The sequence below is a fragment of the Vibrio sp. Y20_XG_PY13 genome (assembly GCF_024181925.1).
Taxonomy (GTDB): domain Bacteria; phylum Pseudomonadota; class Gammaproteobacteria; order Enterobacterales; family Vibrionaceae; genus Vibrio; species Vibrio parahaemolyticus.
The window spans coordinates 236,045-260,064 of the sequence record NZ_JAMZAL010000004.1 but is presented as its reverse complement, the minus strand read 5'-3'; the positions used below and the strand labels follow the sequence as shown (position 1 = coordinate 260,064).

General features: G+C 46.3%; 20 protein-coding genes. 10 read left to right on the top strand and 10 right to left on the bottom strand.

The genetic code is table 11. The features are described from left to right. Positions 1 to 2 precede the first annotated feature (2 nt). Positions 3 to 815: a TIGR02594 family protein gene (locus NL646_RS12495; RefSeq protein WP_020841003.1), complete on the bottom strand. Its 813-nt coding sequence runs from the start codon at positions 813 to 815 to the stop codon at positions 3 to 5. Positions 816 to 1,191: 376 nt separating this feature from the next. On the opposite strand from NL646_RS12495, the gene NL646_RS12490 reads away from it, so the two are divergent. Further along, complete coding sequence (locus tag NL646_RS12490; protein ID WP_005457970.1) at positions 1,192 to 1,725, top strand: hypothetical protein; 534 nt, start codon at positions 1,192 to 1,194, stop codon at positions 1,723 to 1,725. 49 nt (positions 1,726 to 1,774) lie between these two features. On the opposite strand, the gene NL646_RS12485 is transcribed toward NL646_RS12490, so the two are convergent. The 3 genes from NL646_RS12485 to NL646_RS12475 form a co-directional block, all read right to left on the bottom strand. After that, on the bottom strand, positions 1,775 to 2,290 hold the full coding sequence (locus tag NL646_RS12485; protein ID WP_253664288.1) for a protein disulfide oxidoreductase: 516 nt from the start codon (positions 2,288 to 2,290) through the stop codon (positions 1,775 to 1,777). Beyond that, positions 2,287 to 4,398: a protein-disulfide reductase DsbD gene (locus NL646_RS12480; protein WP_253664287.1), complete on the bottom strand. Its 2,112-nt coding sequence runs from the start codon at positions 4,396 to 4,398 to the stop codon at positions 2,287 to 2,289. Before NL646_RS12480 ends, NL646_RS12485 begins: the two co-directional genes overlap by 4 nt. 61 nt (positions 4,399 to 4,459) lie before the next feature. Further along, the gene (locus tag NL646_RS12475; protein ID WP_005494637.1) at positions 4,460 to 4,858 is read right to left on the bottom strand and encodes a hypothetical protein; all 399 of its coding nucleotides are present in this window, start codon (positions 4,856 to 4,858) and stop codon (positions 4,460 to 4,462) included. Between the two features lie 140 nt (positions 4,859 to 4,998). Between NL646_RS12475 and NL646_RS12470 the strand changes: the two genes are divergently transcribed. Continuing rightward, positions 4,999 to 5,895, top strand: a complete 897-nt coding sequence (locus NL646_RS12470; RefSeq protein WP_253664286.1) for a LysR family transcriptional regulator — start codon at positions 4,999 to 5,001, stop codon at positions 5,893 to 5,895. Between the two features lie 19 nt (positions 5,896 to 5,914). Here NL646_RS12470 and NL646_RS12465 read toward each other — a convergent pair whose 3' ends face one another. Then, a complete protein-coding gene (locus NL646_RS12465) occupies positions 5,915 to 6,526 on the bottom strand; it encodes a response regulator transcription factor (protein ID WP_253664285.1) in 612 nt (203 codons plus the stop codon). Positions 6,527 to 6,546: 20 nt separating this feature from the next. Further along, the gene (locus tag NL646_RS12460; RefSeq protein WP_253664284.1) at positions 6,547 to 8,382 is read right to left on the bottom strand and encodes a sensor histidine kinase; all 1,836 of its coding nucleotides are present in this window, start codon (positions 8,380 to 8,382) and stop codon (positions 6,547 to 6,549) included. A 178-nt stretch (positions 8,383 to 8,560) separates the two neighbouring features. On the opposite strand from NL646_RS12460, the gene dsrO reads away from it, so the two are divergent. From dsrO to NL646_RS12420, 8 genes are all read left to right on the top strand, one after another. Then, positions 8,561 to 9,328: a sulfate reduction electron transfer complex DsrMKJOP subunit DsrO gene (gene dsrO / locus NL646_RS12455; RefSeq protein WP_025502983.1), complete on the top strand. Its 768-nt coding sequence runs from the start codon at positions 8,561 to 8,563 to the stop codon at positions 9,326 to 9,328. Beyond that, entirely contained in the window at positions 9,325 to 10,455 is a 1,131-nt protein-coding gene (nrfD, locus tag NL646_RS12450; protein ID WP_253664283.1) for an NrfD/PsrC family molybdoenzyme membrane anchor subunit, read from the top strand. The genes dsrO and nrfD overlap by 4 nt, the downstream gene beginning before the upstream one ends. Positions 10,456 to 10,471: 16 nt before the next feature. Next, positions 10,472 to 13,564, top strand: a complete 3,093-nt coding sequence (locus NL646_RS12445) for a tetrathionate reductase subunit A (RefSeq protein ID WP_253664282.1) — start codon at positions 10,472 to 10,474, stop codon at positions 13,562 to 13,564. A 164-nt stretch (positions 13,565 to 13,728) separates the two neighbouring features. Then, complete coding sequence (locus tag NL646_RS12440) at positions 13,729 to 14,340, top strand: c-type cytochrome (RefSeq protein ID WP_017448376.1); 612 nt, start codon at positions 13,729 to 13,731, stop codon at positions 14,338 to 14,340. A gap of 8 nt (positions 14,341 to 14,348) precedes the next feature. Next, entirely contained in the window at positions 14,349 to 15,401 is a 1,053-nt protein-coding gene (locus NL646_RS12435) for a c-type cytochrome (RefSeq protein WP_052697646.1), read from the top strand. A 313-nt stretch (positions 15,402 to 15,714) separates the two neighbouring features. Continuing rightward, the gene (locus tag NL646_RS12430; RefSeq protein WP_005457979.1) at positions 15,715 to 17,046 is read left to right on the top strand and encodes a paraquat-inducible protein A; all 1,332 of its coding nucleotides are present in this window, start codon (positions 15,715 to 15,717) and stop codon (positions 17,044 to 17,046) included. Further along, complete coding sequence (gene pqiB, locus NL646_RS12425; RefSeq protein WP_005457973.1) at positions 17,039 to 18,685, top strand: intermembrane transport protein PqiB; 1,647 nt, start codon at positions 17,039 to 17,041, stop codon at positions 18,683 to 18,685. Before NL646_RS12430 ends, pqiB begins: the two co-directional genes overlap by 8 nt. After that, the gene (locus NL646_RS12420; protein ID WP_025540129.1) at positions 18,685 to 19,263 is read left to right on the top strand and encodes a membrane integrity-associated transporter subunit PqiC; all 579 of its coding nucleotides are present in this window, start codon (positions 18,685 to 18,687) and stop codon (positions 19,261 to 19,263) included. The genes pqiB and NL646_RS12420 overlap by 1 nt, the downstream gene beginning before the upstream one ends. 91 nt (positions 19,264 to 19,354) lie before the next feature. On the opposite strand, the gene NL646_RS12415 is transcribed toward NL646_RS12420, so the two are convergent. The 4 genes from NL646_RS12415 to NL646_RS12400 are packed head-to-tail and all read right to left on the bottom strand — an operon-like array spanning position 19,355 to position 23,548. Beyond that, positions 19,355 to 21,079 carry a glycosyltransferase family 39 protein gene (locus NL646_RS12415; RefSeq protein ID WP_253664281.1) on the bottom strand — a complete coding sequence of 575 codons (1,725 nt, stop codon included), beginning with the start codon at positions 21,077 to 21,079 and terminating at the stop codon, positions 19,355 to 19,357. Continuing rightward, a complete protein-coding gene (locus tag NL646_RS12410; protein ID WP_025593952.1) occupies positions 21,076 to 21,744 on the bottom strand; it encodes a TVP38/TMEM64 family protein in 669 nt (222 codons plus the stop codon). The genes NL646_RS12415 and NL646_RS12410 overlap by 4 nt, the downstream gene beginning before the upstream one ends. Further along, positions 21,741 to 22,490, bottom strand: coding sequence for a glycosyltransferase family 2 protein (locus NL646_RS12405; protein WP_025555633.1), 750 nt, complete (start codon positions 22,488 to 22,490; stop codon positions 21,741 to 21,743). The genes NL646_RS12410 and NL646_RS12405 overlap by 4 nt, the downstream gene beginning before the upstream one ends. Positions 22,491 to 22,543: 53 nt before the next feature. Then, positions 22,544 to 23,548: an NAD-dependent epimerase gene (locus NL646_RS12400; protein ID WP_017448371.1), complete on the bottom strand. Its 1,005-nt coding sequence runs from the start codon at positions 23,546 to 23,548 to the stop codon at positions 22,544 to 22,546. Between the last annotated feature and the right edge of the window lie 472 nt (positions 23,549 to 24,020).

The following is a 24,020-nucleotide window of genomic DNA, read 5'->3' as shown; positions in this document are numbered from 1 at the left end:
ATTTAACTTTCCGTTCCTGCTAAAGCAGAGCCTTTTGTATATACAGGTAAAGTGCCTTTTGTTTCATCGTAGTTACTCGGCACTACGAATTTGTCCCAAACATCAATAGAGTACTTTGCTATATTGACTTGGTTGTTTTGGTTTCCTCCTAACATGTACAAATGCCTCCCATCTGGGCTCTTTCCCACTACAAAAGCAACATGCCCGCCACCTTTTCTCGATTTAATCCCTAGAGCTCCATGTATAGGATCTGAGATGTTTTTACCAAAACCCTTCCACTCCTTTGCTCGATAAGCTTCTTTTACTGGAGTGATTCCGTGTTGTTTAAAAACCCAAGCGGCAAACGAACCACACCAAGCATTTTGACCTCCAGAGTCATCAGTCCCCCAGAACTTAGATGCCGTAAAATACTCTAAAATCCTTGGGTTGGCTTTAGTACCTGAAACTTCTTTTTGTCCAATTTCTCCCAACGCTGTTTTCATCCAAGGTACTTTGGTTACTAGCTTTTGAGCATCATGAGAATCATTTTTCACTGAGCTATTGGATGGTAACCCGTTGAGCTTACGATGAGTTTTACCATTTACATCAATCCGACCATCTGGCTTTACCATATAAAGCAGCTTACGCTGACACACTTTTATTGCCTCTACTGTTTTCGATAAATGAGGGCTCCGCCCTAACGAGCCATCAACAACCAACAGTCGGGTAAACCCTATTCTCTTTTGGTTATCATTTAAAAATTGTTGAACTGCTTTAACATCATTTTTAGAGTTAGTGCCATTTATACCAACAGAACCACGGATTTTTAGTCCCATTCTCATTACCTTTATAGCTAATCATATACTTAAGAAAGTACGCCTTAGCGTGACAACAATAAAGATGAAATATTTTTTATACGATTAGCCATACGAGGGAAATTAGGTGTTGAAAATATAGATTACAAATAAACTCAACTCATATCACTAAAAACACCTATCTAACATCTTTTGGTAACGCTTCAAAGCAGAACAGCCGGATGTTTTTAAACTACACGTATTAGTAGATGATAAACTGTATGTGAAAGAACACTTAAATTAACATAACAAACCTGTCGCTTATTATTTTTCATTTAAATAATGATTCTTATTTTTAATATCACTCTATAATTAAAGTGCTCAAATTCTCATGTTGTATTAACTTGAGGTTTAATTTATGAAACTAATTCCTTATTTAACTGCTGTTGTTTCGGTCAGCTGCGCTTTTGGCGCATTCGCAGCAGATGATTCAAACGCACTTTTAGAAGATGCACTGAGTGCAGCGCCACCGACTATTCGCGATAAAGTAACGGTGATGGACTGGAACAATAACGTTCTGCAAGAAGGTTCTAGCCAATACACTTGCTTCCCAACGCCACCTCAATTGGAAGGCATTGCTCCAATGTGTATGGATGGACCTTGGATGGAATGGGCAGACGCTTGGATGAACAAAAAACCTTTCCAAGCCAAAGCATTAGGCATTTCTTACATGTTAGCGGGTGATGGCGGTGCCAGTAACACCGACCCATTTGCAGAAGGGATGACGGACGATAATCAATGGATTGTGGAAGGGCCACACTTGATGATTATTACCCCAGACCAAGCGTTGCTGGACTCTCTACCAACCGATCCAAGTTATGGTGGCCCATACGTGATGTGGAAAGGCACGCCATACGCACACATTATGATTCCCGTTGGAGCGAGAAAATAAAAAGAAAAAATCCGATATTCAGTATTTTGAATATCGGATTTTTATTTCGTTATCGAGCCAACCAAATTCTCGCCAATATTCCTATCGGCGTTGTGATGCCTGTCGTAATAGAGGTCACTTCACCATTTCTTAAAATATAAATGGTTGGAGTCACGCTAATTTTCCATTCACGCATAATATCGCTTGAAGGATCGTTTATGTTTTCAAAACGATATTCTTTTGCCTGCATAAACTGCGCCACACGCTCATTCGGCCCCGATGAGCCAGAAACGCCAACTATGGCATAGTCATCACTCAGCCAACTCACGCTTGGGCTTACAAATTTACAAGCGGGACACCAAGTCGCCCAAAAATAAACAACGACAGGTTGTTCATGACTTTGCGCGATTGCATCGAAGTATTCACCATCGCTCAATACGGAGCTCAATGGTGGTGCCTCCTGTTTAGGAATATCTTTGGTGCGATACCAATCCATCGCGATAGAAATAGCGGTGACAATGAGCACCATCTGTACGATTTGAATGAGCCAATATCGGAATGTTCTACGCTGCTTTGTCGAACTCATTGAATGGCTCCCCCACTCGCTTGTTTCACCGCGCTTAAAACAACATCATCAGTCAGAATCACAGGTAACGGGATACCTTGTGGCGCCGCCGGGCCATAGACGATGTTAAACGGCACACCGTAACGCCCATGAGCTCGTAAAAAGTCCGTTACCGAGCCGTCCGGATGTGTCCAATCCCCTTTTAGCGTCGCCACATTAGGGCTTTGCAGCAATGAGTAGACAGGATCTTGCCAGATCACGCCGATCTTGTTCGCTTTACACGTGACACACCAATCCGCAGTCACATCCACAAACACCACTCGCCCATTATTGACGTGCTGTTCGATCGCCGAGTTGGAAAGCTTCTGCCATGTTAAGTCCTCAGGAAGCGGTGTCGCCCATTGATTTGCGGTGACACTGCCAAGTAGCAGCCCGCCAGCAATTAAGATAAGCGATGCAGAACCGGATACCACGAGTGCTTTATCGCCATGAACGCGTTTAACGCGAATCATCAGAACAATAAACGCGACTAAACCGGCGAGAATGACCCAAAACACTGGTAGGTGATTGGCCATCAAAGACAGTAGCCAAACGCTGGTGGCCAACATCATCACACCAAATACGTTTTTGACCACGTTCATCCACTGACCCGGCTTCGGCAATTTAAGCGCAATGCTTGGGAAAATTGCCACCATAATCCAAGGCAACGCCATCCCCAACGCTAAGGCGGTGAAAATTGCAAACAGCGTAACTACATCCGCACCCAAAGCAAACGCCACGGCTGTTCCTAGGAAAGGCGCAGAACACGGCGTAGCAAGCAAGGTTGCAAACATCCCTTGCACATAGTGTCCAGCTAACGAGTTGTCGCCTTTCGACGCGAGCCATGTACTGGAGCCAGACGAAAGACGGATTTGAAACAGTCCTAGCATGTTGGCGCCAAACAAACCTGTGACCAGAACCATCAATCCTAAAAACCAAGGACTTTGGAACTGAACGCCCCAACCAATGGCATTACCTGTTAGCTTGAGCACCAAAATAAAACCAGCGAGAATCCAAAACGACGTTAAGATGCCAAGTGAAGACGCAACAAACTGAGCGCGGATTTGACGACGCTCGATACCTTGAGCGGCAACAATACTACTGAGCTTCATCCCCAAAACCGGAAGAACGCAAGGCATGATGTTGAGAATCAAACCACCGAGCAAAGCGAACAGAAAAATACTCACTACAGACGTGCTCGGCAGTGGGTCTACTATCGCCTCAGCTATTGCTTGAGTGGTTTCTTCTGCCAACAAGTTGGCGTCTTTGATGGTCACAAACAGCGACTGATCACTTAACTCCACATCGCCTAACCAAGTATCCACCAAATAGCTCGCGGTAACGGTATTTCCCTCTTGATGTATACCTTCAAGCTTGAAGCTATAGTCTCGCGTTGCCTCATCGACACCGTCCACCAACACTTGTGGTTGGTTCCAACCTTGAGTGTTCGTGAGCTTGATTTGCAACTTCGATTGGTTTGCATCCCAACTTGCTTGAGTGACATCAATAAACGGCGATGGCTGGGGCACATTGCTCACCGCTTGGGCGTAACTGAACATCACCTGCTCGTCGATTTGCAGCTCAGAAGGCAGGAAGGTCAGTTGAATTTGATAGTCCGTCAACACACAGATGGTGGTGCAGGAAGAGAGCGTGAGCACTGCATCAATCGTGACGGGTTTCGACATATTGTCGATATGCAGCGTCATTGGGAACAAAGTGTCACCTTTGTAACCGAGAGTCTCAATGCCCAATAACTCGAACTTTTGCGGATACGGCCATTGCCAATCAACCTTGCTTAGGTTTTGCGAGTTTTGCCAATCTATCGATGGCGCGACACCACCCTCGCCCGGCGATCGCCAATAAGTTTTCCAGTCTCCGCTCAGCTTAACATCCAAATAACCAGTGAGCGTTTTTGCTTGCGGATCTTGCTGACCAGTCAAAACAAAACGCGTTTGCACAGGCGGATGCTGTGGATTGGTCATCCATCCCGTATCGGTAGTTTGCGCCGAGAGATTAAGAGAGAACAAACCCAATACCAACGCCATAAAGAATATGGACGCGAGTTGAGTCGCTTTAGTAATGTGATTCATAGTGATTCCTAATTAATAACAAGTGTAGAAAATGGCTGGCGTTTTCGGCCAGAATCACTTGTCATTCTCGGAACACACAAAAGGTAAGATGAATTCGATGTTTGTCGTAGATGGGCTCAGTCCATTGCCTTGCGTTAACAAAGGCACTGCATCGCCAAACTGCGGCTAAAACAATGCCAATGAACAAAACGACAATGAAGGCTTCGAGCTGATGCTGGGTAAACTGAATCAACTTTTCAGACAGTTCACACTTACTCGGCTCTTTGACTTTATCAGCTTTCACAACATGAGCATCATCGCTAGATAAAGCAGAAACCAAGGTTTGGTCATCACTCATCGAGCATGCCGAAACCAAACCAGAATTTTGCATCAGACACACGACGATGACCCAGCCAATCATTGCTAGCAGCCATTTCGCGCGCTTTTGAGGCGTGCCTTGTCGTGAAATCAATAAGCTCATAAAAAGTCAGATAAAGATGGAAACGCAGAAAATAATACGCAAGTTGTCGTAAAGCTCAAGTCGTTCGACCTTGCTTGCCGATATGATTGGTAAATAATTGTGATAACCTTAAACCCATCGCTTTTTGCAACACGCTCATTATGCTCAATAAAGTTAATCTCGCCGACATTCGCTCGTTTGTTTTGATCGCCCAACTTGGCAACTTCACCAAAGCGGCGGAAGCTCTGTCCGTTTCTCGATCTCACGTTTCTCGCCAGATCTGCGGACTTGAAGCGCAAATGGGCGTAACACTACTCAACCGAACCACACGCACGCTGCGTTTGACTCATGCCGGCGAGCGCTTTTATCACGACTGTGAAAAAGCTTTGCGAGACATCGACCAAGCGTTGATTGCCGCCGTCGATGATACTCAAGAGATTCGCGGCGTGATTCGAGTGAACTGTGTGGGTGGCTACATCGGCGAAGACATCATCGCCAAATACGTGTGTGAGTTTATGCAACAGTACCCGAACGTCAGCATTGATTTGGACTTTTCTTCGCCTCGTATTGATTTGATTGAAGATCAGTTTGATGTCGCATTTCGCATGGGGGAATTGGATGATGCAGGGTTTGTTGCTCGCAAGCTGATGACGGTTGACATGGTCACGCTCGCAAGCCCGAGCTATGTGCAGCAATATGGCATGCCAAAACACCCAAAAGAGCTGGCCGAACATCGAACTCTGACTGGTTCGGTTACGCGTTGGAACTATCGTAAAGCAGAGAACCCAAATGACCACGCCGATGCGGTCGTAAAAGGCAACTTGCGCTGTAAAAATGGACGAGCGTTAGTAATGGGCGCGCTGCACAGCAACGGCATTATTCGTGTTCCACTGAGTTACTGTGCAGAAGAAGTGGAGCTAGGCCAACTGATAAAAGTGATGCCAGATTGGGAAATCCCGTCGGTGCCCTTTTCCGCCATATTCCATCGAGATCATTATCAACCGAAACGACTGCGAACTTTTATCGATTTCATCAAACAGAAGTTTGAAGGCTCCTAATCTTACAGCTCAGCTCTCGTTAGATGGGATTCTCCAACTTGCCATAAATATAGGCCAATTCTGCGACGGTTTTGGCTGAGAACTTTTTCAGTAAGCTGGCTCGATGAACTTCCACCGTTCTCATTGCAATGCACAGCTCATCCGCAATTCGAATATTGCGCTTACCAGCAATGATCAAACGTAAGATATCTTTTTCGCGCGGCGTTAGTGATTCATACGCCGCTCTTGCCGCCACCATATCGAGGCTCGCCGCGGACTGCATCTGACCATGTAATATTGCTTGAGCCAGTTCATCGCCTTTAACTGGTTTTTGGAAAAAGTTGACCGCCCCAGCTTGCAACGCATCGACCGCCATCGGTACATCACCATGACCGGTCAGATAAATCACCGCTAATGGGCTGTGCGCCTCATGCAAAAATTGATGAACTTGCTGACCACGAAGGTTAGGCATTCGGCTATCAAGGATCACGCATCCGGCCTGATGAATGTTCACTTCGTCGAGAAAAGATTGCCCATCAGCAAAAGTCGTCACGTTAAAGTCATGCTCCTCCAGCATAAAAGCCAGCGAATCACGTACCGATTCGTCATCGTCAACCACATAAACAGGCAGCTGCTTTTCACTGCTGATCATTAACTGCTCCTAAATACCGATTAGTTTTGATAAGGAAACACAAGCTCAACCAAACAGCCGTGCGGCGTGGTCGAAGCAATGAGAAACTCGCCGCCGTGCATTTCCATTACGTCACGACAAATCGCCAGCCCCAGCCCAAGTCCTTCGGCTTTAGAGCTCACAAAAGCTTGGGTCGGATTATCTTGCTGTAACCCAGTGCCGTTATCCAATATGCGAATAGAAAGCTGGTTAGCTTGGTAGTCACAATGCAGGGCAATTTTACCTTGGTAGTCCGACGAGTGGTATTTCTCCTGAAACAAAGCACACGCATCAATGGCGTTGTTGATCACATTAACCAAAACCTGCTGAACGCCCACGGAGTCTGCCAGTGGAGGACGTATCTCTCCTTCAACGCTAGTCACAATGGCGACGTTCTGCTTTTGCATTCGAAAATGAAGCAGCTCAATGGTGTCTGTAATCAAGGCTTGAACATCGCATGGTGTCTTATCAACACTGCGTTTGCGTATCAACGTTCTTAAACGCTGAATGATGGCATCGGCTCGTTCCACTTGCCCTTGTATTTTCTCTAGCACAGGCACAATATCTTCATGCGGACGCTTCTTCGCAAGACGCAGTAACCCACCTTCACTGTAATTACGAATGGCTGCCAGCGGTTGATTTAATTCATGGGCCAGACTGCTGCCAATTTCCCCGACAATCGCCACTCTTTGTGAATGTTCTAACTGCTCGCTTTTCTCTTTCAGCCTTAGCGATGTCAGCTCTAATGCTTGTTTGCTTTTGCTAAAACGATACTCAAGCCAAAAGTGGTACGCGTTCAATACAATCACAAACATGAACAGTGCCCACGCCCATTCTTGATGACTGCGCAACCAGCGCAGCGCCTCACTCCACCAAGGTTGCTGCAATGGATGTAAATCCAACGCCTGATAGAGTTTATCGATGCTCAACAAGCTAACGGGCGATGTCCAGCCTGACGCGCCAGCGGCAATAATGGCGGGGTGCTCTGGTGGCATAGCAAGCAAGACTTGCGCGATTTTTTTCGCCAGAAGAGACGAGCCGCGTTCTGTTTTGGCAAACGACCAGTTTGGATATAACGGCGTAGAAACAGCGCACGAAGAATGTTCATTTGGCTGTTGGTTTAAGACTCGAAAATCACCGAGCTGTAACAGACCTTCATTTTGCATCTGTTCTAGTAGACAAGCAGGCACGACAGCGGCTTCAACATTGCCGTCACGTAATTGGTAGAGGTTGGCATCAATTGGGAAACCAAGATAGCGAACATCCGCAAAAAAATCATTCGGATCGAGTCCCATTTCCACGATTTGATAGCGCAGGGTCAGATAACCACCAAACGCTTTTTCGGACACTGCCGCGACAGGAAATCCAGAAACATCTTTTAATGTTTGGTATGGCGAATTTGCCCGAACCACCAGCGCAGAACCAATGCTATAGTTCGAGTTTTGCGGTGCGCGCCCCGTCAATGTTGCCATCCATGACAACGCATATTGTCTGCCCAAGCGCACAGCCTGACCTGGGTTGGTTAAGATGAAGTCCATGGTCTGAAACTTCACCGCCTCCCCCATTTCGTCCAAATTGAGCGGATGCAGTTCAAAGTGCACATCCGAGATTTGCTGGTTGAGCCAATCGATGGTCGGTTGCCATCTCTGCTCGGCATAAAGGTGACCACGTATCGCTAACACGCCCACTTCGACTTTCTGCTTGGCCTCTGGCTGCACCGTCTTTTGCTGCTGCATTCCTTGCAGATATTCTTGTTCAGAAACAGCGCCCTGAGCTAAAGATGCAAAGACAACCAAGCACAGAATCCAAAACTGAAGCAACCGTGGCGTTTTGTTCATGATGAGTCGAATCGTTCCTTCGAAAATAATGAAGCAAGAATAACAGCTATCTTCCGTAAACCACATTTGTTTTAGATCAACTTTGATCTGGGTATGTGGAAATCCACTATATCGACGTCGCAGCGCATTTCTCACAATGGAATCAGTCAGTTCAAATTCAACTAACAGCAGGTGAGTTATGGATTCCACCAAACGTCGCTTTCTTAGCGCCATTACAGCGGGTGCCGCGTTGATCCCCATTGCAGGTATTGGCACCGCAACCGCGGGCAATGTTATTCGCAATAACCAATCCGCCGACCGAAAAGGACAAGTCGGAAAACGTTACGCCATGGTGATCGATTTACGTAAATGCGTCGGCTGCCAAGCGTGCACCGTAGGTTGCAGTATTGAAAACCAAGCGCCAATCGGTCAGTTCCGAACCACAGTGAAACAATACGAAGTCACGCTCGATGACGGTTCCACAACCACACAAGAAGCAAAGGCCTTTATGCTGCCTCGGCTTTGTAATCACTGCGATAACCCGCCGTGCGTAGCCGTTTGTCCCGTTCAAGCAACCTTTCAGCGAGAAGATGGCATCGTCATGGTGGATAACAGTCGCTGCGTAGCGTGTGCGTACTGTGTACAAGCCTGCCCTTACGATGCGCGTTTTATCAATGAAGACACGCTCACCGCAGACAAATGCACCTTCTGCGCACACCGCTTAGAACAAGGTTTGTTACCCGCTTGTGTGGAAACCTGCGTGGGTGGTGCTCGCGTGATTGGTGATTTGAATGATCCATCAAGTGAAGCCCGCCGCTTAATTACGAAGCACCAAGACGACATCAAAGTGCTAAAGCCCAATGAAGAGACCAAGCCACATGTGTTTTACATCGGCATGGATGAACGTTTCACCAGCCACATCGACGGGCAGCCAGCTATTTACGACCCTCAAGGAGAGCGAGCATGAACATCACCGAAGTGTTAGTCCAACCTCAAGCGATGGCTTGGCTACCGTGGGCGGTGCAGTACTTCTTCTACATCGGTTCTGCTTACGCTGCCGCTATTTTGTTCCTAATCGCACTGTTATTTGAGCAACACACCAGTCATCGGTTACGCGTCGCGCTGGTGCTAACGATGGCCATCGGCGCTATCGTCGGCCCGTTGGCGTTAACTGGCGACCTTCACCAGCCGGGACGAGCTTGGCATTTTTACGCGCACATCACGCCGTGGTCATGGATGTCTCTAGGCTCACTATTCTTGCCTGTATTTTCTGCGCTTGCCGTTGCAACTGCATGGTTGTATCTACGTCAGGACCTTATTGCACTACGAAACCAACCGGGAAAAGTATTGCCTCTGTTATCTAAACTATCGCTTGGTGAGTGGGCTATTTCTCGCAAAGTGATGCTCACAATATCTGCAATCACCGTGTTATCAGGCTTAACCATCGCCCTTTATACTGGAGCTGAAATTGCAGTCGTTAAATCGCGCTCTTTGTGGCACCAACCCGCGTCACCAATTCTTTGGTTTGTCACTGCATTTATGGGCGCTGTCGGATTTTCTCTGCTGATTTGGTTACTACTGCCTAGCCAATCGAAAACTCTCACTTCTGGTGATAACAATTTACTCAAAAAGTCACTGGTAACGAGCGGCGTTCTGACGCTGATTCTCCTGCCCATTTGGGCATCCAACAATTCCGCATTTTCGCTCTATTCTAGCGAACAATGGATGCACAACATTGCCTTGCTCACTTTTGTCGTTTTAGGTTGTGTTTTGCTCGCCTTCATCTTCTTGCGCGATACCCAAAAGTCCACATCAGCCAGATTTCGTCACGTCATAGGGCTCGGCTTTGTGTCTGCTGCCGCATTGGCAAGCGCGTGGCTGATTCGCTGGTTCACCATCATGGAAGTACAAACCATCGCCAAGTTCGATGCAGGGCTGTATCCATACCAACTCACTATGGATGGAAATGGCTGGATAGGCATTATCGGCATGCTCGGATTATGGCTTGCTCTGGCACTGCTCGGCTCAGAGCTGGTTCAGCCAAAACAAAGTATCGAAGCAAAAGCATCATCACTCACCTTAACTGAACGCTAATCAAGAGGATTTCATTATGGATAACAAACGCCGTCAGTTTTTGAAATCATGCCTTGCAGTCGGTGGGCTTGGCGCATTTGCTGCAGGTTACGCCACCACAACCAAGCACATGGTAGAAGGTGCGCTGGAAGGCACTGCTGGGCAAAAGACTCGCGATATTCACCACGGCAATTCCCTCGAACCAGAATACGCCGTCAATGACCAAGGTAATCTGATCCCAAATCCAAACCAACGTGTTGCGCCATCGATGTGTTTTGGTTGTTGGTCACTGTGCGGATTGCGTGTACGCATTGATAACCGCAACGACGAGATCTTGCGTATTAGTGGCAACCCATATCACCCACTCTCTCATCAACAACACATTCCTTTCGAAACGCCAGTCAAAGATGCTTATTTAAGTTTGACAGGAGAAGCGGGCCTTTATGGCCGTTCGACCGCCTGTGCGAGAGGAAACGGGATGCTAGAAATTCGCAACAGCCCGTACCGCATTACTCAGCCGCTGAAACGAGTTGGCAAACGCGGCGAAGGAAAATGGATTCCGATCAGCTACGAGCAATTGATAGAAGAAGTCGTTGAAGGTGGTGATTTATTTGGTGAAGGCCATGTTGATGGCTTACGCGACATTCGCGATTTAACAACGCCCGTTGATCCTGAAAACCCAGAATATGGGCCGAAAGCCAACCAATTGTTAATGACCAACGCAGGTAACGAAGGCCGAGACGACATATTCAAACGCTTCGCGTTCAACAGCTATGGTACGCGTAACTTTGGGCATCATGGCTCTTACTGCGGCTATGCATTTCGTGCTGGCAGCGGTGCATTTATGAACGATTTAGATAAGAACGCACACTTAAAGCCAGACTTTGATAATGCGGAATACATCATCTTCATCGGTATGTCGCCAGCTCAAGCTGGCAACCCTTTTAAACGTCAGGCGCGCCAACTCGCCAATGTGCGAACAGAAGGCAGCTTGGAATACACCATCGTCACACCAAGTTTGCCGGCGGGTTCATCGAGCTTGGCAGCAGGTGACAATAACCGCTGGATACCAATCAAACCGGGCACCGACTCTGCCCTCGTGCTTGGCATGATCCAATGGATCATCGAAAACCAACGCTACAACAAAACCTTCTTGGCGCAGCCGGGGGAAAACGCGATGAAACGAGCCGGCACCGCGCACTGGTGTAATGCTACACATCTCGTGATAAGCGATGAGCAGCACCCGAGAAACGGCACGTTTTTACGCGCATCGGATCTGAATCTGCCATTCGAGGGCGAAGCGTTGTCTGATTCCGACCCGTACGTCATCGTGGATGATCAAAGCGGCGAATTTGGTGTGCATACCCAGACAGAAGAAGCGGCACTGTTTGTCGATAAAACGGTTTCGCTTGCATCAGGCGAAGTACGAGTAAAATCGTCTCTACAAAGGCTCAAAGAAGAGGCGTTCAAATACCGTCTTGAGTTCTACAGCCAACAATGTGAGATCCCTGTTGAGCAAATCGCAGAACTAGCGAAACGCTTCACCAGCTACGGCACAAAAGCGGTGGTCGATACCCACGGTGGCAACATGCACACCAATGGGTTCTATAACTCGTTTACCATCATGATGCTCAATGCGTTGATTGGTAATATCAACATGAAAGGCGGCGCGATGACCAAAGCGGGTGGCTACCCAACTTCCGCTGCGGGTCCTCGTTACGACTTCACCAAATTTGCTGGCAAAGTCGGCCCGAAAGGCGTCTTTTTATCGCGCAGTAAATTCCCATACCACAAAACCAGCGAATACAAACGTCGCGTTGAGGCAGGAAAATCCCCTTACCCAACTCGCGCACCTTGGTATCCGTTTGCAGCGCCACTGCTGACAGAACACCTATCTGCGGCTATTGATGGTTATCCATATCGCGTTAAAGCGTGGATCAACCACATGGCGAACCCGATGTATGGTGTACCCGGTTTGAAAACGCTGCTGGAAGACAAGCTTAAAGATCCAAAGCAGCTCGGTTTGATTGTGTCTATTGATGCGTTCATTAACGAAACCACCGCGTTGTCGGATTACATTGTGCCGGATACCGTCACCTACGAAAGCTGGGGCATGGCAACGCCTTGGCACGATGTTCCGGTGAAAACCGTCACCGCTCGTTGGCCGATAGTGGAAGCGCGAACAGAGAAAACCGCCGACGGTCGCTCGATTTGTTTAGAGAACTTCCTGATTGATGTTGCTAAGAAAATGCAGCTGGGCGGTTTTGGTGACAATGCAATTCAAGATGCACAAGGCAACTGGCACGCTCTCCATCGCGCCGAAGATTTCTATTTGCGAGCTGCGGCAAACTTGGCTTATGTGAAAGGCGGCGTGCCTGAAGTTTCGGCAGAAGACATTGCATGGTCAGGCTTAGAGCGTTTAATGCCAGCGATGCAAAGAACGCTAACAGCGGATGAGATGCAACGAGTGGCGTTTATTTTTGCTCGCGGCGGACGCTTTGAAAATGCAACCGAAGCGTATCAAGGTGAGCAAATGAAGCACAAATGGACACGACCAGTTGCGATATGGAATGAACGTGTCGGCAGCGCAAGAAACACCATGACCGGTGATTTCTACACCGGTTGCCCAACATGGCATCCACAAAAGCTGGCCGATGGCACACCAATGGAAGAACAGTTCCCAAGCTCAGAATGGCCTTTCAGCCTGACTAACTTTAAATCCAACATTCACAGTGCGGTGTCCAATCTATCGCCAAGGTTGAACTCGATTAAAGGCGTAAACCCTGTGTACATCCATCCAATCGATGCCGAACGCGCAGGCATTAAAACGGGTGATGAGTTTGTTATCGAGACTCCATCTGCAAGCACCAAAGCACTTGCGATGATAGTCAACGGAATTCGCCCTGGCACACTCGGATTTGAACATGGGTTTGGTCATACCGAGCTAGGACAACGCTCGCACTGGATCGGCGATAAACAGCAACCAGTAAGAACTCGCAGCCAAGATGGAGTCAACATTAACGACATCGGATTAATTGACCCAACCCGAGAAGGGAAAGGCGTGTTGTTAGATTGGGTGGTAGGAGCCGCTGCTCGCCAATCATTACCAGCCAAAATCCGCAAAGCTTAGTAGACAACCAAACCTGAAGAGCTGCCATTTAGCAGCTCTTCACATCCTCTAAATATGTGGAAATCCACAATACCTTTAGTTATTGACAAAGCCGACAATACAGCATCCAAGTCACTATCACAGTAGACACTTGGAGATATTAATAACAATTAAAGTGAGTCAGCATGTCAAAAATACTACCTGTGGTGACGGCCTGTTTGCTGGCAACCACAATGGGCGCAAGCGCCTCGTCTATTCCTGAAAAAGCCAGCGTGTGCAGCGGTTGTCACGGCCAAGATGGCATGGGTCAACCAAACATTGCGCCTATGATTGCTGGTCTGAACGCGAATTATCTCAACACCCAAATAGAGCTCTTCCTTAGTGGCGAACGACAAAACGTAGTCATGCAAGGCATGGCGAAAGAGCTTAGCGATCCTGCCGTTCGTAAAGAAGTCATGGATTACTTTGCTAATCTTCCAAGCTACGAGTTCACTAACCCAGAGCAACGCGGCGACCAAGCCGACATTCGTAACCCGTATCGTAAATTGATCTTCCAAGGTGATTGGGATAGAAACATTCCAGCTTGCGCGACTTGTCATGGAGCCAGCGGAATGGGCGTCGACAAATTCCCTCGCCTCGCAAGCCAACATGCTGATTACTTAAAAACGCAATTGATGGCATGGAAAAACGGCACTCGCAGTGGTGACCCGCTCAATATGATGGGTACTATCGCGAAAAATCTCACTGACGAAGAGATTGAAAACCTTTCCTACTACTTTGCCTCATTACGTTACTAGGAGCAGACATGAAACGTTTCTATTCTTTGTTCGCATTGCCTCTCATCTCTGCTGCTACTTTGGCCAACGAGCCACTGCCGGATCGTCAAACTGAACTGCCCGCGGTAAAAAAAGAGAATCACGGTGAATATTTGCAACCTCGCGATCTGAGTAAAATTCCAAACACCGCATTTGGTGAGCAAGTAAAACGTGGTTACTCGCTCTTTGTTAACTCGCAACAGATGCGCGGCAAATACGTTGGCAATGAGCAAAACTGTGTGAACTGCCATATGGAAGCAGGACGAAAAGCCAATGCAGCACCGCTGTGGGCGGCGTACATGGCCTATCCGGCTTATCGCAAGAAAAACGATCGCGTAAACAGCTACGCAGACCGTATTCAAGGTTGCTTCGAATACTCCATGAACGGCAAAGCCCCCGCTTACGACTCACCCGAAATTGTTGCCCTCAGCGCTTACGCTTATTGGTTGGCAATGGGTGGATTACTCGATAGTTATGGTATGAACGATGAAGCGGTGCCAGAGCTAGACATTAAAGCTCTCCAAGTGGGTGGTAAAGCACAGGACTTCCCTTTGCCAGACGCTATCGCTCAAGCATTACCGGTTAAAGAGCGCGGCAACCTCGCAGGACGTGGCTACCCAAAAATCGCCGCACCGAAGCAAGAACCATCACCAGAGCGAGGGGCTTTAGTCTATGAAAAGAACTGCGAGACTTGTCATCGCGCCGACGGCTCGGGTATCAAAGGCACCGACGGCCATTCATACATTCCTCCGCTTTGGGGCGAATTTGCGTATAACTGGGGCGCAGGTATGCACCGCATTAACACAGCGGCCTATTTTATTTATGAGAACATGCCACTTGGAAAAAGTGTGCAGCTGACTGAGCAAGAAGCTTGGGACGTTGCTGCGTACATCAATAGTCACGAACGCCCACAAGATCCTCGATTTAAAGGCAGCGTCACCGCAAATGCTGAAAAATACCACCAGCACCAAGGTTACTACGGCAAAACACTAAACGGTAAGCAAATAGGTAAAAACGCATTTGCAAGCGGAACGGTTGAGTAGCAACGTTAGAGCTTGCCGTATAGCTACATCCTTATATACATTCCTGCCCTATGCTTGGGCAGGTTCTTTCTCTCCCTCATCCCAAAAATCACCATTTCATTTGCTTCACTCAAACCACTTCTATGCGGTAACGACTTCCCAATTTCAAACCCTAGCAGTAAAATGTTGCATACTTTTCAGCGTCGCTTGGCATGTTTTAGCAACACGAGTACGGCGATTGCAAAAGTAAGAAACTCGTAAACTCCTGAATCAACACAAGCGTGTCTAGTGAAAACAGAGTATTCTTAGGACAAATGAATTCAAAACCTACCCAATGAGTATTCAACCTAATTCACGTCAGTTAATTTCTTGCGAAGAATGTGGCCTTGTCGTCCGCATTCCGGAGATCGAGCAAGGGCAAAAAGCTCAATGCCCTCGATGTTCGCATTCACTTACAAAAATTAACGCCAAGCCTTATCAAAGCGTGATTGCGGTATCGTCTGCGTGTTTGATCATGCTGGTGCTCAGTATCTCTTTCCCATTCATGTCATTCAGCGTGCAAGGGTTGTCGCAAGAGATCACTCTGCTTCACGCAGCCAAAATGCTGGCTGAATTTCAAAACGCCCTTCTTGGTGCGCTTCTGCTCGCGACGGTCGTCGTTTTGCCAGCTATCTATGTGGGTTTGATCCTTTTTCTGCACCTTGAGGCGTTAAAAGCTCGCAACCATCCGCCGTCTAAAAAGCAGCAGCGTATGGCCAAAGTACTTTGCCGAATTCTGTTTCGAGTTGAACCGTGGTTAATGGTCGATGTGTTTTTAATTGGCGTATTGGTGAGCTTAATTAAAATTGCGTCTCTGGCCGACATCGGTATGGGCAGCTCGTTTTGGGCGTTTTGCGTATACACAATATTGGTGGTGAAATGCATTTCGATGGTCGATAAAAGCTGGCTGTGGGGGCACTTTATTCCGGCAATCGAGTTACCAAGCGTGAAAGAAGGTGACACTCACCACAACCACAATCACATCGGTTGCCACACTTGCCACCAACTCAATCCCATCGAGGATAAAAAACATCAGCGCTGTATTCGCTGTTACAGTCGACTTCACGAATACAACCCCAGCGAGAACCTACAAAAAGCGTGGGCATTGTTGTTTGCCTCGGTGATTTTTTATATCCCAGCAAACCTCTACCCTATGATGTACACCGTCAGTCTTGGGCACTCAGAAGGATCAACCATTATGGAAGGCGTCATCTTGCTGTGGCATTTAGGCTCCTACCCTATCGCCATGGTGATTTTCTTCGCGAGTGTGTTTATCCCGATGGCGAAAATGTTGGCGTTGGCGTGGTTGTATTACAATGCGCAAAAGGCTCAATACCTTCCACCTGAAGAGAGCATTTCGCGCTTAAAGATATACCGATTAACCGAATTCATTGGCCGTTGGTCAATGATCGATATTTTTGTTGTCGCCATTTTGGTTGCACTGGTTCAGTTGCAAAACTTAATGGCCATTTACCCCGGCCCTGCTGCATTATCTTTTGCCGCAGTGGTCATTTTCACCATGCTCTCTGCGATGATTTTTGACTCCCGTTTGTTGTGGCAACTACCACAGAGCGAAGTGCAAGAGCCGATGACTAATAACCTAACTGAGAAAGCCAAATATGAGTGATGAGAACAACGCAACCGCTCAAATAAAACCGCAAAAGCAGATTTCTGCTATTTGGATTGTTCCGATCCTTGCGCTAGCCATGGGAGCGTGGATGCTGTTCCAATACATCAACAGTACTGGCCCACAAATTACTTTACAGCTGCCAACTGCAGATGGGATTGAAGTCGGCAAGACAGAAATCCGCGCACTGAATGTAAAAGTGGGACTGATCACTGAAGTCACACTCAGTGAGAACTACGATCACATCATCGCCAAAGCGCAGATGAATAAAGACGCGGAGCGCATGCTGCGAGATGACACCATGTTTTGGGTGGTGAAGCCGCGCATTGGCCGTGATGGCGTCTCTGGTTTGGAAACCCTTCTCTCCGGTGCTTACATTCAATTGCAACCGGGCAGTTCTGAGGTCGAAAAAGATCATTTCGCAGTTCTGGATGTGCCACCTGTCGCTTCGCCTGACGCAGAAGGTCTGCGCATTGTCTTGACTCACCGTGAAGCAGGTAAGCTTGGTGTGGGTGACCCGGTTATTTATAAAGGCTTTACGGTTGGGCGAGTAGAGAAAACCAGCTTTGACGTAGATACGCGCCGTGCTCTTTACCAACTTTTCATCTTTAAGCCTTACGACAGTTTAGTGCGCACTCGCACCAAATTCTGGCTCAATTCAGGCCTCGATCTACAATTGAATGCGGAAGGATTTGAAGTGAAATTTGGCTCGCTTGAAAGCCTTCTTACTGGTGGCGTCACCTTTGATAGCATTCCTGGAATGGAGTCAGGCGAAGCTCTTACCAAAGACATGACGAACTTCCGTTTGTACGATGATGTTAAACAAGTACGCGAAGGCATGTACGACGAATACATCGAATTCGTAATGCTATTCGAAGAGTCCGTTCGTGGCCTAAAACGCAAAGCTCCGGTTGAATACCGAGGCCTACGCATTGGTACAGTAATGAGAGTGCCTATGCGTCTTCCAACTCCAGAAGAGCATTTCTCGGCTAAGAGAATTCCGGTGTTAGTCCGTATTGAGCTAGGCCGTGTATACGGTGATGTTGAGTCCCACTCGATGGAAATGTTCAAAGAGAAACTAAAAGACGAGTTTGCAAAAGGACTTCGCGGCACACTAAAAACCGGGAATTTGTTGACTGGTGCACTGTACATTGATGCGGATTTTTATCCAGACGATACGCCATATGAAGCTAACACGTATGAAGGGCTAGACGTCTTCCCTACAATGCGAGGTGGCTTTGCACAGGTTCAGCGCCAAGTAAATGACTTCTTAAACAAGCTTAATAACTTACCAATGGAAGATACATTAACGTCTCTGAACGCAACGTTGAAAACGTCTGAGCGCACCTTGGCGTCCGCAGAAAAAGTGGCGAATAGCATAGATAAGCTCTTAAGCCAAAAAGACACACAAGAGATCCCTGCAGATATTCGCCAAAGCTTGCAGCAACTGCAAAAAACGCTGGATGGATACGGCCCTAACTCGACAATGTACAGTGAAATGGAATCGACATTGAAAGAGCTAGAGAAGGTGATGACGGAATTCAAACCTGTTTTAAAGCAGCTAAATGAAAAACCAAACTCATTAGTATTTGGAGAAGATGAAGTGAAGGATCCAATTCCTGTTAGAGGGCAACAATAATGAAACGTGTATTTTTATTAGCGACAGCACTTGTAACCGGATTGACAGGATGCAGCAGCGCGCCAGAAACAACGGGGGCGCTGTATCTCCTACCTAAAGCTGAGACAAAAACGTCTAACCAGATGAGCGTTGCAGAACGCCCTTTACTGGTGATTCGTCCGGCTCAACTCGCTAGTTACCTGAATGACAATAGTATTGTGTATCGCACATCAGATACTCAGATTGTTCAAGCCAAACGCCACCAGTGGGCCCAAAGTATTTCTGAGCAAATTACCCAACGTATTGTGGCTGAGCTACGCCAAAAACAAAGCGACTATTGGCCAGTTGAAATGAATAATCTTCTGGATCAAAGTGGAGAATCCAAGCTTCAACTTAGTTTGAACAAGTTTAATGGTAGCTACCAAGGTAATGCAGAGATTGAAGGTGAATGGTTACTCATCGATGCAAGCGGCAACGTCGTTCGAAGCTCGCAAGTAAAAATATTGATGCCATTGCAAGATGAAGGCTACGACGCTCTGGTTGATGCACTGTCGGCAGGTTTGAACCAACTAACCGACGATATGGCTGCGCAGCTATAGTAAATAGACACCAGAGACGAAAGTCATCAGATCAGGGAGGGGAGCATCACGCTCCCCTTTCTTGTTTATGTATGTTTAGCGGCTCAAGAGATTAAGAATATGGCTTGTCGATATGTAGCTCATATCGTTTGATGCTTCTTGGCGGCTGACAGGATTCAAACGCACTCTCGGCATCAAATAAAATCCAATCCCGGCGGTGGGCTTCCCCTAGTTTTTTCGCTTTGTTGGCATCGAAACATTCCATCTCATTCCCACCTTGGGTCAAGATATACCGATTCGGCTTTTCTTGTAGCCACAACCAAGCATTGCGCTCTTGCTCTTTGTGATCTGACAAATAGCTAAAATGTGTTACCGACACAGGTGAAAACAGCAAAAATTGCTCTTTAAATAGCGTCAGTCCTAACTCACCATCTTTACCGATTGCTTTTTGTGCTTCTGACATGATCTCTTTAGCCGGCGTGCGAACTGGGTTAAGCAATGTATATCCCGTAACGCTATACCAGACCCAAGTCAGCGCAAGAGCCACCCAAAAGGTATATCGAGCCTGTACCGTGCGCGTTTTGAAAAATGCGCCAACCCAAATCGCTGCAGCAACAAGAAAGAATACGACGTAAGGGAATATGGAATCGTACTCACCTAAATGCTTCGTGACGGATTTAACCTCTAGACCTGCAACAACAGCGGCAGAAAACAAAACTACGCTTAAAATCAAAACGATAGCTTTAAGTAATTTGTCGGTCCATTTAGGCCAAGCTTGGTTCGTTAACGCATAACCCGCAATAACAGCAAGCATTGGAAGCGCTGGCAATATGTAAACACCTCGCTTACCCGGGCTCAGACTAAAGAAAGCGATAACAAGCACAACCCAAGCGAACAAACTTAATAACGCAGGTGATAATCGTAGTTGTTGCCAACACTTCTTATTGAAAAACACCAAGTACAGCGGGAACCACATAACGGGAATCACACTGACAATAAAGTAATACCATGGCTGAATGTGTCCCCAAGAGTTCGCATAACGCTCACCCGTTTGTTTAAACAAGATGTTGTCTCTGTAAGCAGCAAAATCAGGGTTATGACTGATCTCTACGATCGAAACCATAGGCACAAACCAACATGCAATAGTCAAAAGCATGAACACTGGGCCCAGTAATAGCTTCCACGAAACCGCATCATCAAAATGGTGTCTGCCAGAAAAATGCAAAAACAAAACGGGTATCAAAAACAACGCGGGAAGAAATCCAACACCTTTTGTAATAATGCCAAGACCCATAAACACCCAAGCCAAGCAATACCAAACCCAGTTGGTCTTAATATAGAAGTGTCGCAACAGCCCATACATTGAGATGGTGATCCACGCGGCTACCATCGCATCAATTTGCGCCGCTTTTGCTTGAATAATAAATTGTGGAGCAAGCAATAGTAGAAAGCCCACATTTCGCGCAGTTTTGACATTCCACAGCTTTGCGGAAATATCGTAACAGCACACCAAAGCAATTAGGCTGACAATCGCATTAGGTAACATGAACGTTGCTTTTAGACTGCCGGTCAACCAATAAAAAGCCGCCATTGACCACATAAATACTGGCGGTTTATCGGGATAGAGCTCTCCCCCTCTGGTAGGAAAAAACCAGTTTCCCGATTGCACCATCTCTCGAGCGACTTCGACAAAGCGTGGTTCATCGGCAGGCCATGGGTCCCGTAACCCTATCCCCGAAAAAATAATGATGAAGGCGAGGAACAACAAAAACCATAGGGTTTGATAATAGTCATCACTTTGCCAAACTTGTCGACACTTGGACGTCACTAAGCTCATACTTCCTCTTCCATATTCAATAATTCGACACGACTTTTAATATGATCTCGATAGAGAAACCCTGTGAGTACCGCGCTAAAAATACCAAAGAAAATACTGAGATATATCATTGTATTACTCGATGAATGAATACCAGCGCCCATCAATGCGAAGATGATAATTTGAGGCAAGTATCCCAACAGACTGGCGGAGATAAAGGCAAAGAACGGCACTCGGACACTACCCGATAAAACGTTGGTCACGACGTTATTCCCAATCGGAAACAAACGTAGCAGAAGGATTTTGTAAAACGGCTTACGACTCGCAAATGAATTAAAACGCGTCATTTTTTTCGGGAACCGTCGATATAGCCAATTTCCGATGAGAAAGCGCGCGCAGGCGTAGTTAAATGTCGCCCCAAAAACACAAGCAAATAAGGTGATAAGCACGCCTAATTGGACGTGGTATAAATAGCCGAATACCAATGCGATGGCTTGCTTTGGCCCACTCAACGACAAAAACACCACACTGAATGTGAAGATGACCACATGCCCTAAAGCCCCGTTTTTTTGAATGTAGCCAACCAGCCAGTTCCTATCTGTGAGGTGAGATAAAACGGGATTATCGAGCTGATTTGCTAACAAAACCCCAGCAAGTATAAGAAGTGCAAGCTTTAACCATTTCATTGTTTTGCATTTTCATTGGCAATGCTGACAGCTTTGATCATCGGATTTTTCGTGCGCTTTTGTAACCAGATCACACCAAACATATCAACAATCCCTACCCAAGCACGGTTCCATGCATTGTAATTGGAAGTGCCTGCTTCTCTGTCTCGGTGCGCGACTGGGTGAACGACGATTTCCCCGCCCATCGCTTTGATGAGCGCAGGCAAAAACCGATGCATATGATCAAAATACGGCAAGCGCAGATAAGTCGATTTAGGGATGACTTTAAGTCCACAACCAGAATCTGGAACACCATCACCTAGTAATGCATGACGCACTCTGTTCGCCACCTTCGATTGAAACCTAACCCAAGCTGTATCTAACCTTTTTGCTCGATAACCCGCGATGCAAAAATTCGGATTGCTGACTTTAGCAGCAAGCTCAAGCATCTTAGGCATATCCGACGGATCGTTCTGCCCATCAGCATCGGAGGTAACAATCCACTCGCCTTTTGCATGTTTGACGGCAGTTAACACTGCTGTGCTTTGACCGCAACTATGTTCGTGGCTTACCACTTGCAGGTCACACCCACATTCTTTAGCAGCTTCAAGTGCCTCTTGCACCGTATCATCGGTACTACCGTCGTCCGTAATGACAATTTCGACGTTAGGGTATGCTTCTAAACTGGCATGAATTTCTTTCACTAACTTCCCAATATTTCCTTGTTCATTTTTTGCAGGAATAACGACTGATATACTCGGTAACATAGCTCTAACCTTATGTGAACTCTCGACCTTGAAAGTTCTGAATGACAAATCTTTTACTTGTTATAAAAATTCCGGTACCAAGCGACAAACTCGGCAATACCTTCTTCTACGGAAACTGACGGCCGATAACCAGTGGCTTGATAGAAAGCTGTTGTATCAGCATAGGTTTGGTATACATCTCCTGGCTGCATCTCTCGATAATTCTTCTTTGCTTCTATTCCGAGTTCATTTTCTATTGCTTTGATAAAATCCATCAAACAAATCGGTGAACCATAACCAATATTGTAAATAGAATAAGGAGCAGAACTATCCGCTGGAGTACTATTTTCAAACTGCCATCGCTGATTAATTCTTGGTATGACATCAGAAATTCTGACTATCCCTTCGACAATGTCATTAATATGGGTAAAGTCCCTCCACATATCACCATTATTATTAATATCAATAGACTGACCGTTAATTATTTTCTCAGTAAAGATAAAAGGCGCCATATCTGGACGTCCCCAAGAACCATACACAGTAAAAAAACGTAAGCCTGTTGTAGGAAGTTGATAGAGATGAGAATAACTATGCGCCATCAATTCATTAGATTTTTTAGTCGCTGCATATAAAGAAACGGGGTGATCAACATTATCCGATGTAGAGAAAGGCACTTTCTTGTTTAAGCCGTAAACGGAGCTGGAAGATGCATATATGAAATGCTTGATATGGCTTTTACGACAAGCTTCTAAGACGTTTAAAAATCCACTTAAATTCGATTCAGCGTAACAATGTGGGTTTACAAGTGAATATCTAACACCAGCCTGTGCGGCAAGATGGATAACTCTGTCAAACTTTTCTTTCTCAAATAAACGTTCTATTTCATTTTTATTTGATATATCCATATTAAAGAATCGAAATAATGGATTTTTTATAAAACTTAATCTTGCATACTTTAACTCAACATCATAATAGTCATTGATATTATCAATACCTACAACCTCATATCCTAATGAGTTTAGTTTTCTAATAGTTGCACTACCAATAAAACCTGCCGCACCTGTAACTAAGTACTTCATAAATTAACACCATAAGACGCATACAACAAAAATAGTAGTAATTTGTTGATATGTAAAGCTAATTAACTAGCGCTACTTCTTGGTTATATTGAATTTAATGATGCTGTGATTTTGATCTAGATTATTATGAAAAACGAAGAAAAACATCAATATTAATAGTGAAGTTAACCGGCAAGAGTATTTTTATTACGTTATTTATATTTCATATTTATTTAATGAAAACTCAATTATTTCCATTCATAATCTACATTTGATAAAGAATAAAAATACTTACTTCGGTTTTACATTAAGCATAATATCGCCATCCAAGCATTAGGTGCTTAGACTTTCTGCTAGCTCACCTCTATCTCAAAGCGTTTGACACTGGTACGAACTGCACAAATTGATCTCCATCAGTCTGTGCTCCACAGGTTAGTGATACTCTACCGCCAAATATAAAGCCCACGTCCTATGGCTCAGCAAAGCCTGTAGA